We start from the raw sequence: 12,415 nt of genomic DNA on the forward strand, positions 1-12,415 counted from the left end.
ACGGCGAATGACCGCCCACGAGGGAGATTTCTTCGAGCTCGGCCCGGACACCAGGGTGGCGGCGGGCGCCGGCACCGAGCGCACCGAGCGCTGGCTGCGCGCCACGCTGGGCGCCGCGACCGGCCTGCCGCTCGCGCCCGGGACGCGGGACGGCGCGGTGGAGGGCGACACCGTCCGCCTGTCCCTCGACGGCGGGCTGAGCACCGAGGGCTACCGCCTCGTCGTCGAACCGACGGGCGTCCACCTGACGGGAGGCGGGCCGGCCGGCCTCTTCTGGGGCGCTCAGACGCTGCGGCAACTGCTCGGCCCGGACGCCTTCCGGCGTGCCCCGCTGCCCGGCGGCCGGTGGCGGCTGCCCCCGGTCCGGATCGAGGACGCGCCCCGCTTCCCCTGGCGGGGCCTCATGCTGGACGTCGCCCGGCACTTCATGCCCAAGGACGGCGTCCTGCGCTACCTGGACCTGATGGCCGCCCACAAACTCAACGTCCTGCACTTCCACCTGACCGACGACCAGGGGTGGCGCGTCGAGATCAAACGGCACCCGAAGCTCACCGAGACCGGGTCCTGGCGGGCGCGCACCAAATACGGCCACCGGGCCTCACCGCTGTGGGAGGAAAAACCCCACGGCGGTTACTACACCCAGGACGACATCCGGGAGATCGTCGCCTACGCGGCCGAACGGAACATCACCGTCGTCCCCGAAATCGACGTACCCGGACACTCGCAGGCCGCGATCGCCGCGTATCCGGAACTCGGCAACACGGACGTCGTCGACACCACCGCCCTGTCCGTCTGGGACACCTGGGGGGTCTCCCCGAACGTACTCGCCCCCACCGAGGCCACCCTGCGTTTCTACGAGGGCGTGTTCGAGGAACTCCTGGCGCTTTTCCCCTCGGAGTTCATCCACATCGGCGGCGACGAATGCCCCAAGGACCAGTGGCGGCGCTCGGCCACCGCGCAGGCACGCATCGAGGAACTCGCCCTCGCCGACGAGGACGAACTCCAGGCCTGGTTCGTCCAGCACTTCGACACCTGGCTCGCCGAACGCGGGCGCCGGCTCATCGGCTGGGACGAGATCCTGGAGGGCGGGCTGGCCAAGGGCGCGGCCGTCGCCTCCTGGCGCGGGTACGCGGGCGGGGTCGCCGCCGCGCGCGCGGGCCACGACGTCGTCATGTGTCCCGAGCAGCAGGTGTACCTCGACCACCGGCAGCACGCCGGCGAGGACGAACCCGTGCCGATCGGCTTCGTGCGCACCCTGGAGGACGTCTACCGGTTCGAGCCGGTTCCGGCGGAGCTGACCGCGGACGAGTCCGGACATGTGCTCGGCACCCAGGCGAACGTGTGGACCGAGGTGATGGAGAACCAGGCGCGGGTGGACTACCAGACCTTCCCGAGGCTCGCCGCGTTCGCCGAGGTCGCCTGGAGCGCCCTGCCCGCCCCGGCCGACCGGGACTTCGCCGGCTTCGAACGCCGGATGGCCGTCCACTACGGGCGACTTGACGCCCTGGGGGTCGCCTACCGGCCGCCCGGCGGCCCGCTGCCGTGGCAGCGGCGGCCCGGTGTGCTCGGCCGGCCGATCGACGGACCGCCGCCGGACAAGTAAGGAGAAAGCCCCGAAACGCCGCCGAAGAGTGGTGACTCCGGCTCATCGTACGTACCTCCGATTGTCGGCGGATCACCGGAAATCCCGTCGGAAAACGGACCATGCCGCCGACTAGGTGGGCGAATGCCTCCTAGCGGACCCCCGCGTTCGGCCCCTGCGAAGATGTGCCAGAGTTGCCACGTCCGCCCTGTCAGGTCGTACCGTACGGCCACATGGGCGGGACCAGGTGGGACAGCGGGAAGGGGCAGTCGGTTTGACCACGCACGCACCGCAGGCGGCGCAGGCCGTCACGCTGCCCACGACACTGGACGAGGCCGTGGCGGCACTGGCCGCCATGCCCGCCGCCGTTCCGGTCGCGGGCGGCACCGACCTGATGACCGCGGTCAACTCCGGCCAGCTCAGGCCCGCCGCACTGGTGGGCCTCGGCCGGATCAGCGAGATCCGCGGCTGGCAGTACCAGGACGGCCACGCGCTGCTCGGCGCGGGACTCACCCACGCCCGCATGGGCCGCCCCGACTTCGCCGCGCTCATCCCGGCGCTCGCCGCCGCCGCGCGCGCCGCCGGACCGCCGCAGATCCGCAACGCGGGCACCCTGGGCGGCAACATCGCCTCGGCCGCCCCCACCGGCGACGCGCTGCCGGTGCTGGCCGCCCTGGAGTCGACACTGATCATCGCGGGCCCGGACGGGGCCCGCCGGGAGATGCCGGTCTCGCACCTGCTGGCCGGCATGGAGATGCTCCGCGCGGGCGAACTCATCGGCTACGTGCGCGTGCCGCTGCTGCACGCGCCGCAGGTCTTCCTGAAGGCGACCGGCCGGACCGGCCCGGGCCGCGCGATGGCCTCCGTGGCGCTGGTCCTCGACCCCGCCCGGCGCGGGGTGCGGTGCGCCGTCGGCGCCATCGCGCCGATGCCGCTGCGCCCCCTGGAGGCCGAGCAGTGGGTGGCCTCACTCATCGACTGGGACAACGGCCGCGCGATCGTCCCGGAGGCGCTGAGCGCCTTCGGCGAGTACGTCGCCGCCGCCTGCATCCCCGACGCGGCCCCGGCCGAGGACGGCTCCGTTCCGCAGCTCCCGCCGGCCGTACTGCACCTGCGGCGCACCGTCGCCGCGCTGGCCCGACGAGCACTGGGGAGGGCGCTGTCGTGACCGACGACCAGTACGGCGACCAGTACGGCGATCCGTACGGCGACCACGGCGACCAGCACGGAGAGGGCACGCCCCCGAGCGGCGGCCGCTGGGACCCGCTGCCCCAGGGCGACTACGACGACGGCGCCACCGCCTTCGTGAAGCTCCCCGAGGGCGGCGTGGACGCCCTCCTGGCCTCCGCCGACAGCCCGCTCGCCGCGCCCGGGCACGGTTATGTGCCGCCGCAGATCACGGTCACGCCCGCCACCACCGCCGGCAGCGACCCGGCGGCCACCGGCACCTGGGCGATGCCGTCCGCACCCGTGGACGGCACGCAGTGGCAGGTCCCGGACGCGGGGCAGGAGCCGCCCGCCCACCAGGAGTACGCCGAGTACCCGCAGCAGGACCCGTACGGCGGGAGCGCGCCGTACGACTCGAGTGCGCCGTACGACACGAACGCGCCGTACGACACGCACGCCGGACAGGGCGACCGGTTCGCCTACCGGCCCGGGGTAACCGGCCAGTGGGGCTTCTCCGACGCGGATGCCGATGCCGGGGCCGCTGCCGATGCCGCGTCCGGTCAGGACGTGACCGGTCAGGACGTGACCGGCCAGTGGTCCATCCCGGTCGCCGACGGCGACCTGCCGGACGAGTCGGGCGAGTTCACCCAGTCCTCCCTGGCCGAGCAGTGGGGCGGCACCGCGCCGGCCACGCTGCCCGGCGGCGCGCCGGCACCCTGGGCGACCCAGCCGGCCGGACAGCCGTGGGGCGACCGCACGGCGGAGGCCGCGGACGCCGAACGGGAACGGCCGGCCCAGGACCCGTCCGCACCCGGGGCACCCGAACCGGCCGCCGGTCCGTACGCGGCAGCGCCCCCGGAACCCGCCGAGGAGGCCGGGTCCCCGGCGCCTTCGGCCGACGAGACGGTGACCGACGAGCCCCAGGGGGCCGAGGAGGCCCCTGAGGGGCCCGCGGAGCCGCCCGCGGGCACCGGCGAGGACGACGACGTCGCGCACGCGGAATCCGCCCCCAAGGCCGCCGAGGAGCCCGCGACGGGCCCGGCACCGGCCGCCGCGCGGGAGTCCGGGCACGAGGAGCGGGAGCCCGGGCGGGAGCCGGACCCGGGGCAGGGACCGGAGCCAGGGCAGGGACCGGAGCCAGGGCAGGGCCGCGAGGGGGACCCGGAGGCGGACCCCCGCACGGAACCTCGCACCGAACCCCGCGCCGAACCCCGCACCGAGAACGGCCCGGCTGCCGCCGCCCAGACCGACCCGGCAGCCCCTGGGGAACGCGCCCCCGCCGGTCCGCACGAGGAGCACCCCCTCGCCTCGTACGTGCTGCGCGTCAACGGCGCCGACCGACCCGTCACCGACGCCTGGATCGGCGAGTCGCTGCTGTACGTGCTGCGTGAGCGGCTCGGCCTCGCGGGCGCCAAGGACGGCTGCTCGCAGGGCGAGTGCGGCGCCTGCAACGTGCAGGTCGACGGCCGCCTCGTCGCCTCCTGCCTGGTCCCGTCCGTGACCGCCGCCGGCAGCGAGGTGCGTACGGTCGAGGGCCTGGCCGCCGACGGGCGGCCCTCGGACGTGCAGCGGGCGCTCGCCCGGTGCGGCGCGGTGCAGTGCGGCTTCTGCGTTCCCGGCATGGCGATGACCGTGCACAACCTCCTGGAGGGCAACCCGGCGCCGACCGAACTGGAGGCCCGGCAGGCCCTGTGCGGCAATCTGTGCCGCTGCTCCGGCTACCGGGGCGTCCTGGAGGCGGTCCAGGAGGTCGTCGCCGAGCGCGAGGCGCACGCCGCCGCCGACGCGGCCGGGACGGACGCCGACGAGCCCCGTATCCCGCACCAGGCGGGTCCGGGCGCGGGCGGCGTCAACCCGTCGGCGTTCGACTCCCACGAGCCCCGCGACTCCCAGGGACCGCCCGGTACACCGGACGCACCGGGACCGCACGACCAGCCGTACGGCGACCAGCCCTACGGCGACCAGCCCCACGGCCAGGACGGAGGCCACGCGTGAGCAACGACGCCGCGACTGCGGAGGCCGCGGGAACCACCGAGGCGGCCCCCGCCCCCGAGCCGATCCCGCACGGCCTGGGCGCGTCCCTGCGGACCGCGGACGCCCGCGCCAAGACCGAGGGCACCTTCCCGTACGCCGCGGACCTGTGGGCCGAGGGCCTGCTGTGGGCGGCCGTCCTGCGCTCGCCGCACCCGCACGCGCGCATCGTGTCCATCGACACCACCCACGCGCGCGAGATGCCCGGCGTACGGGCGGTCGTCACGCACGAGGACGTGCCCGGCGCCCCGCTGCACGGACGCGGCGGCCGGGCCGACCGCCCGGTGTTCGCCTCCGAGGTCGTGCGCCACCACGGCGAGCCCATCGCGGCCGTCGCCGCCGACCACCCCGACACCGCGCGGATGGCCGCCGCCGCCGTCATCGTCGAGTACGAGGTGCTCGACCCGGTCACCGACCCGGAGCAGGCCTTCGAGGCCGAGCCGCTGCACCCCGACGGCAACCTGATCCGGCACATCCCGCTGCGGCACGGCGACCCGGAGGCGGCCGGCGAGGTCGTCGTCGAGGGCCTGTACCGCATCGGGCGCCAGGACCCGGCGCCGATAGGAGCCGAGGCGGGCCTGGCCGTACCGCGCCCGGACGGCGGCGTGGAGCTGTACCTGGCCTCCACCGACCCGCACGCCGACCGTGACACGGCCGCGTCCTGCTACGGCCTGACACCCGAACAGGTGAAGATCGTCGTCACCGGGGTGCCCGGCGCCACCGCCGACCGCGAGGACCAGGGCTTCCAGCTCCCGCTGGGCCTGCTGGCGCTGAAGACCGGCTGCCCCGTCAAACTGACCGCCACGCGCGAGGAGTCCTTCCTCGGCCACGTCCACCGGCACCCCACCCTCCTGCGCTACCGCCACCACGCGGACGCCGAGGGCCGGGTGGTGAAGGTCGAGGCACAGATCCTGCTCGACGCCGGCGCCTACGCCGACACCTCCTCCGACGCCCTGGCCGCCGCCGTGGCGTTCGCCTGCGGCCCGTACGTCGTCCCCAACGCCTTCATCGAGGGCTGGGCCGTGCGCACCAACAACCCGCCCTCCGGCCATGTACGCGGCGAGGGCGCCATGCAGGTGTGCGCCGCGTACGAGGCGCAGATGGACAAGGTTGCCAAGAAGCTCGGCCTGGATCCGGCCGAGGTGCGGCTGCGCAACGTGCTGGCCACCGGCGACGTGCTCCCCACCGGCCAGACGGTCACCTGCCCGGCCCCGGTCGCCGAACTCCTCCAGGCGGTCCGGGACTTCCCCCTCCCCGCCCTGCCCAAGGACACGCCCGAGGACGAGTGGCTGCTGCCCGGCGGCCCCGAGGGCGCGGGCGAACCGGGCGCGGTGCGCCGGGGCGTGGGCTACGGCGTCGGCATGGTGCACATGCTGGGCGCCGAGGGTGCCGACGAGGTCTCCACGGCCACCGTGAAGGTCCAGGGCGGCGTGGCGACGGTGCTGTGCGCGGCCGTCGAGACCGGGCAGGGCTTCACCACCCTGGCCCGGCAGATCGTCCAGGACACGCTCGGCGTCGACGACGTACAGGTGGCGCCGGTCGACACCGACCAGCCGCCGGCCGGCGCGGGCTGCCGGGGCCGCCACACGTGGGTGTCGGGCGGCGCGGTGGAGCGGGCGGCCAAGATGGTCCGCACCCAGCTCCTCCAGCCCCTGGCGCACCAGTTCGGGATGTCGACCGAGCTGCTCCAGATCGCCGACGGCAAGATCACCTCGTACGACGGCGTGCTGTCGACCACGGTCGCCGAAGCGCTGGCCGGCAAGGAGCTGTGGGCCACCGCCCAGTGCCGCCCGCACCCCACCGAGCCGCTGGACGAGGCCGGCCAGGGCGACGCCTTCGTCGGCATGGCCTTCTGCGCGATCCGCGCGGTGGTGGACGTCGACATCGAGATCGGTTCGGTACGGGTCGTGGAACTGGCCGTCGCGCAGGATGTGGGCCGGGTGCTGAACCCGGCCCAGCTCACCGCCCGGATCGAGGCGGGCGTGACCCAGGGCGTCGGCATCGCGCTGACGGAGAACCTGCGTACCCCGCGCGGCCTGATCCGCCATCCCGACCTGACCGGCTACGCCCTGCCGACCGCGCTCGACGCCCCGGACATCCGGATCGTGAAGCTCGTCGAGGAACGCGACGTGGTCGCCCCCTTCGGCGCGAAGGCGGTCAGCGCGGCCCCGGTGGTGGCCTCCCCGGCGGCCGTCGCCTCCGCCGTGCGCGCGGCCACGGGACGCCCGGTGAACCGGCTCCCGATCCGCCCGCAGGCCGCGGTGGTCACCGCCTGAACCCCTGAACCCGCCGGCGGGCGGGCGTTGTCAGAGGTGGGCCGTAGTGTCGTGGGCAGTGGGACGGCACGGCACGCACGGGGGAGCGATGATCACACTGACCGAGGCACGGCTGAGTCCGCACGTCACGCACGGGCCGTCGCGCCGCTGGCTGACCGGGCCCGGACTGCCCGGCGCGAGCGGCTTGCTGACCTGCGCGCCGCTGGAACGCGACGGCCTGGTGACCGTGGCGGACGCGATGGGCGACCCCGACGGCCGGCTGCCGGCGGAGCTGCGCGACCACCTGGTGACAGGTGAGCTCCTGGGGCACGACGGCACGGCGGCCGACTGGATCCTGCTGGACGGTGTGCCGGGCGACGTTCCTGCCACGTACTCCCTCCACGACCGCCCGGACCTGAGGGACCGCGACCCCCTGGCGCCCTCGCTGCGAGCACTGGTCGGCTTCGCCACCGCCGTGGACGAACTGGCCGGTCTGCGAGGACGGTTCGCCTCCTGTGCGGACCGGTGCGGGCCGCAGGCCGTGGCGGAGGCGTCCCGGCGGTTGCTCGCGGTCTTCGAGGAGGGCGCGGCGGGCGGCGAACCGGCTCCGCTGTGGCGGATGGCGGCCCTGATCCGCCCGCTGGCCCTGGTGGCGGGCCCGGGCAAGCGCTCCGGCCTGGCCCTGGACCTGCCTCCCCGCCTCCTGGACGACGCGTTCGGCGCGGGCGGGATCGTCCGCTTCGAGGAGGTCGACTTCCCGGCCGCGCTCACGCACGGGCCGACCCGCCGCTTCCTGCGGGAGGTGGGCCTGCCGGAGGACGGCCTGTGGTTCTCCCTGGACACGGACGTGCCGCTGCCCACGCTGGAGGAGTTCTGGGCGGACGACCCGCGCGCCGGGCCGCTCCCCGCCGGCGCGGACCGCCTGATACGCCTCGGGTACCTCCTGGAGGACACCAGCCTGGTCGTCGACGGCGCCACGGGCGCGGTCCTGTGCCGGAGCGAGGCCGAGGCGGTGCTGCGCCCGCTCAACGCCGACCTCTCCACGCTCGCGTTCACCCTGTGGCTCATCCACCGGGAGAAGTCCCTCGACGCGGAGCACGATCTGTCCCGGGCCTACGAGCAACTGGCCGACACCATGGCCCGCACCCTGGACGCGGTGGACCCCGTCGCCTGCGACCGCTCCGCCCGCACGAGCCCGACGGACGACGGCCGGCGGTACCGGCCGGAGGCCTTCGAGGACCGGGCGGGCGGTGGGCTGTACGCGTGACGGGCGCGCAGCGGGCGCCGGTCACGTCCGGGGGGCGTTGTCGGGAGCGAAGTAGGAAGCCGTCGGGACCGGTGGGCCGTCCGCGACCGCGCGCACGTACGCCTCGTTCATCAAAGTGACGAACCGAACGGCTCGGCGTTCTCCCAGTGCTTCGCAGTACGCGAGCCAGTTCGCCCCGGAAACGTCCCAGTGCCGACGGGCCGCCTCGCCGCGGAAGTGCCCCTCGGCGGTCACCCGCACCGCGTCGTCGTTCGTGCGCTTCAGCCGGTAGTCCACCCACCAGCTACTGACGATGAGGTTGACGAAGGCGATCTGCTTCCTGCCCCGGAGTGAGATGTCGGCCGGCAGCGGATCCCAGCACACGGCCAGGTCCCGGTCGTCGAGGGACACCAGGATGAGCTCGCGGTGAGCGGCGCGCTGCGCCTCCTCGTTCTGCGTCTTGGTCTGACGCGCCTGATAGGTGAGCGACGCGGCCACCCCCAGGCCGCGGAGAAGAAGACCGAAAGGGCGCCGTACGTCTGGCTGATCTTGCTCAGTTCGTCCCAGTCCCTGCCCGTTGGAGCCGCCCACTGGAGTAAGAAGGGGGTCGTCGCGATCACGGCAAGCGTGACCACTCCCGCCCCGCTCCAGGCCAGGACCGCTCGGTGGCGTGTGGACATCCGCGCCATGACTTCCCTCCCCCGGGGCCTTCGCCCCTCCCGTGGAGCAACGGTCCTACGGGACACGGGTGTAGGGCGTCAAGATCGTCCGCACGGGCTGCCGGGGTCCCGGGCCGTTCGTGGGCGGCCTTCGCCGCCCTCGGCGGCGGCACGGTCAGTCACGCGGCCACGGAGGCGACCGGCTCCCACCCGGCGGCCTTCGCGGCGGTGTTCCTGCCGATGGCGGGGTGGCACTGGCGGGGGCGTGGGTCGCGACGCGGGTGCGGGTGCGGGTGTGGTGAGCCGTGGTCCGGCCGTGCGGATCACGGGCCGGCGGCGAAGGCTGTGACGTCCGTCCCACCCGGGGGTGACCCGCCCCGGTGCGCGCGTCGATCGGGTCCGGGCGCCGGTAGGGTGGCCCGGTTGTCATACGTGGCCGACCGCTCTACCCCTTCGGAGACCGTGACTACCACCGCCAGCTCCAGCACCTCGCACCACCTGTCCCCGGCCTTCCCCGGCCGTGCCCCGTGGGGCACCGCCAGCAAGCTGCGAGCCTGGCAGGAAGGGGCGATGGAGAAGTACCTCCAGGAGCAGCCCCGGGACTTCCTGGCGGTCGCCACACCCGGCGCCGGCAAGACCACCTTCGCCCTGACGCTCGCGTCCTGGCTCCTGCACCACCACGTCGTGCAGCAGGTGACCGTGGTCGCGCCGACCGAGCACCTGAAGAAGCAGTGGGCGGAGGCGGCCGCGCGGATAGGCATCAGGCTGGACCCCGAGTACAGCGCCGGGCCGCTCAGCCGCGACTACCAGGGCATCGCCATCACCTACGCGGGCGTCGGCGTCCGCCCCATGCTGCACCGCAACCGCGTCGAGCAGCGCAAGACCCTCGTCATCCTCGACGAGATCCACCACGCCGGTGACTCCAAGTCCTGGGGCGAGGCCTGCCTGGAGGCGTTCGAGCCGGCCACCCGGCGGCTCGCGCTGACCGGTACGCCCTTCCGGTCGGACACCAACCCGATCCCCTTCGTGACGTACGAGGAGGGCAACGACGGCATCCGGCGCTCCGCCGCCGACTACACCTACGGGTACGGCTCCGCGCTCGCCGACGGCGTCGTGCGCCCGGTCATCTTCATGAGCTACAGCGGCAACATGCGCTGGCGCACCAAGGCCGGCGACGAGATCGCCGCGCGGCTGGGCGAGCCCATGACCAAGGACGCCGTCAGCCAGGCCTGGCGCACCGCCCTCGATCCGCGCGGCGAGTGGATGCCCGCCGTGCTGCGCGCCGCCGACCAGCGGCTCACCGAGGTCCGCAAGGCCATCCCGGACGCCGGCGCCCTCGTCATCGCCGCCGACCAGGACTCCGCCCGCGCCTACGCCAAGCTGATCCGCGAGATCACCGGCAGCAAGGCCACCGTCGTCCTGTCCGACGACACCGGCGCGTCCGCGAACATCGACACCTTCAGTGCCAACACCGACCGGTGGATGGTCGCCGTCCGCATGGTGTCCGAGGGCGTCGACGTCCCCCGCCTCGCGGTCGGCGTGTACGCCACCACCATCTCCACCCCGCTCTTCTTCGCCCAGGCCGTCGGCCGCTTCGTACGCTCCCGCCGGCGCGGCGAGACCGCGTCCGTCTTCCTGCCGACCGTCCCCGACCTGCTCACCTTCGCCAACGAGATGGAGCGCGAGCGCGACCACGTCCTCGACAAGCCCAAGAAGGAGGGCGAGGAGGACCCCTACGCCGAGTCCGAGAAGGAGATGGACGAGGCCAACCGGGAGCAGGACGAGGACACCGGCGAGCAGGAGCAGTTCTCCTTCGAGGCACTGGAGTCCGAGGCCACCTTCGACCGGGTCATGTACAACGGCGCCGAGTTCGGCATGCAGGCCCACCCGGGGAGCGAGGAGGAGCGAGACTACCTCGGCATCCCGGGGCTGCTGGAGCCCGACCAGGTGCAGATGCTGCTCCAGAAGCGGCAGGCCCGGCAGATCGCGCACAGCCGCAAGAAGCCCGACGACGAGGCCGACCTGCTCGAACTGCCCGCCGAGCGGCGCCCCGTCGTCTCCCACAAGGAGCTGATGGAGCTGCGCAAGCAGCTCAACACCATGGTCGGCGCCTACGTCCACCAGAGCGGCAAGCCGCACGGTGTGATCCACACCGAACTGCGCCGCGTGTGCGGCGGCCCGCCCAGCGCCGAGGCCACCGCCGGGCAACTGCGGCAGCGCATCGCCAAGGTGCAGGAGTGGGCCACCCGCATGAAGTGACGGGCGGGGCGTGGGCGTCGGTCGCCCGTGCCGTACGTATGCGGACAAACACAGGTAGTCCACACCGGCCACCGCCCGGATTCTGGACGGAGCCTTCCGCTGAGCGAACCGGCTCGCTACTGTCCCGCTACGCACACGCCCCGTGGCAGCGCCGCCGCGGAGCGCAGCCGTGAAGCGACTGGGCCCGGGCACAAGGCCGGGCCGTCAGCCGATCGGCGGCCTCTGAAGCGCGTCACTGACGGGACTCGGTGACGCATCCCCGCGAGGAGGGCCGCCGACCTCACCACTAAGGAGTGGGCGTCGTGACCGCGGAGACCTCTCAGACGCTCGACCGGGGACTGCGGGTCCTCAAACTGCTGGCCGATACGGACCACGGGCTGACCGTCACCGAGCTATCCCACAAACTGGGCGTGAACCGGACCGTCGTCTACCGGTTGCTCGCCACGCTGGAGCAGCACGCACTCGTACGCCGTGACCTGGGCGGACGCGCCCGGGTCGGACTCGGGGTGCTGGGGCTGGGCCGCCAGGTGCATCCGCTGGTGCGCGAGGCGGCGATGCCGGCGCTGCGCGCGCTGGCCGAGGACATCGGGGCGACGGCCCATCTGACGCTGGTGGACGGGGCGGAGGCGCTGGCGGTGGCCGTCGTCGAGCCGACCTGGACGGACTACCACGTGGCCTACCGGGCGGGGTTCCGGCATCCGCTGGAGCGCGGGGCCGCCGGCAAGGCGATCCTCTCCGCGCGGCAGCAGCCGCAGCCGCAGCCCGCCGGCGACCTGGAGGAGCCCGGGTACACCCTCACCCACGGCGAACTGGAGGCCGGCGCCTGCGGGGCGGCCGCGCCGCTGCTCGGGGTGACCGGGGTGGAGGGCAGTGTCGGCGTGGTGATGCTGGCCGACGTGGTGCCGGAGCGGGTGGGGGCGCGCGTGATGGAGGCGGCGCGGGAGGTGGCGGAGGCGTTGCGCTGACCCCTCGGGTCGGTGGGCCGGCGTGAGAGTCCTCGGGTCGGTGGGCTGGCTCGGGTCGGTGGGCCGGCGTGGGCCCTCTCCGGTCGGGGGCCGGCGTGGGAACCCTCCGGTCCGTGGATCGGCGTGGGGCCCCCTCGGGTTCGTGGGCCGGCGTGGGCCCTTTCCGGTCGGGGGCCGGCGTGGGAACCCTCCGGTCCGTGGGCCAGCGTGGTGCCCTGACCGCTCCGTGGGCCGGTGGGAGACCCGTCGCC

General features: G+C 74.2%; 8 protein-coding genes. 7 read left to right on the forward strand and 1 reads right to left on the reverse strand.

The features are described from left to right. Positions 1-7 precede the first annotated feature (7 nt). The 5 genes from B1H29_RS22725 (at position 8) to B1H29_RS22745 (ending at position 8,302) form a co-directional block, all read left to right on the forward strand. The gene (locus B1H29_RS22725; protein WP_055417182.1) at positions 8-1,603 is read left to right on the forward strand and encodes a beta-N-acetylhexosaminidase; all 1,596 of its coding nucleotides are present in this window, start codon (positions 8-10) and stop codon (positions 1,601-1,603) included. 253 nt (positions 1,604-1,856) lie between these two features. Then, the gene (locus B1H29_RS22730) at positions 1,857-2,750 is read left to right on the forward strand and encodes an FAD binding domain-containing protein (RefSeq protein WP_055417181.1); all 894 of its coding nucleotides are present in this window, start codon (positions 1,857-1,859) and stop codon (positions 2,748-2,750) included. Further along, complete coding sequence (locus tag B1H29_RS22735) at positions 2,747-4,744, forward strand: 2Fe-2S iron-sulfur cluster-binding protein (protein WP_055417180.1); 1,998 nt, start codon at positions 2,747-2,749, stop codon at positions 4,742-4,744. Before B1H29_RS22730 ends, B1H29_RS22735 begins: the two co-directional genes overlap by 4 nt. Further along, positions 4,741-7,056, forward strand: a complete 2,316-nt coding sequence (locus B1H29_RS22740; RefSeq protein ID WP_055417179.1) for a xanthine dehydrogenase family protein molybdopterin-binding subunit — start codon at positions 4,741-4,743, stop codon at positions 7,054-7,056. The genes B1H29_RS22735 and B1H29_RS22740 overlap by 4 nt, the downstream gene beginning before the upstream one ends. Positions 7,057-7,144: 88 nt before the next feature. Beyond that, complete coding sequence (locus B1H29_RS22745) at positions 7,145-8,302, forward strand: SUKH-4 family immunity protein (RefSeq protein WP_055417178.1); 1,158 nt, start codon at positions 7,145-7,147, stop codon at positions 8,300-8,302. 21 nt (positions 8,303-8,323) lie between these two features. Here B1H29_RS22745 and B1H29_RS22750 read toward each other — a convergent pair whose 3' ends face one another. After that, positions 8,324-8,779, reverse strand: coding sequence for a DUF6082 family protein (locus B1H29_RS22750; RefSeq protein WP_055417177.1), 456 nt, complete (start codon positions 8,777-8,779; stop codon positions 8,324-8,326). 623 nt (positions 8,780-9,402) lie between these two features. On the opposite strand from B1H29_RS22750, the gene B1H29_RS22755 reads away from it, so the two are divergent. Beyond that, a complete protein-coding gene (locus B1H29_RS22755; protein ID WP_055417176.1) occupies positions 9,403-11,199 on the forward strand; it encodes a DEAD/DEAH box helicase in 1,797 nt (598 codons plus the stop codon). 302 nt (positions 11,200-11,501) lie between these two features. Continuing rightward, positions 11,502-12,164: an IclR family transcriptional regulator gene (locus B1H29_RS22760; RefSeq protein ID WP_055417754.1), complete on the forward strand. Its 663-nt coding sequence runs from the start codon at positions 11,502-11,504 to the stop codon at positions 12,162-12,164. The last annotated feature ends 251 nt before the right edge of the window (positions 12,165-12,415 follow it).

It is taken from the genome of Streptomyces pactum, from assembly GCF_002005225.1.
Taxonomy (GTDB): Bacteria; Actinomycetota; Actinomycetes; order Streptomycetales; family Streptomycetaceae; genus Streptomyces; species Streptomyces pactum_A.

What these genes read in the sequence shown, in the direction of transcription:
- B1H29_RS22725 (WP_055417182.1), top strand. Translation starts at nt 8, where the DNA reads ATGACCGCCCACGAGGGAGATTTCTTCGAGCTCGGCCCGGACACCAGG.
- B1H29_RS22745 (WP_055417178.1), top strand. Translation starts at nt 7,145, where the DNA reads ATGATCACACTGACCGAGGCACGGCTGAGTCCGCACGTCACGCACGGG.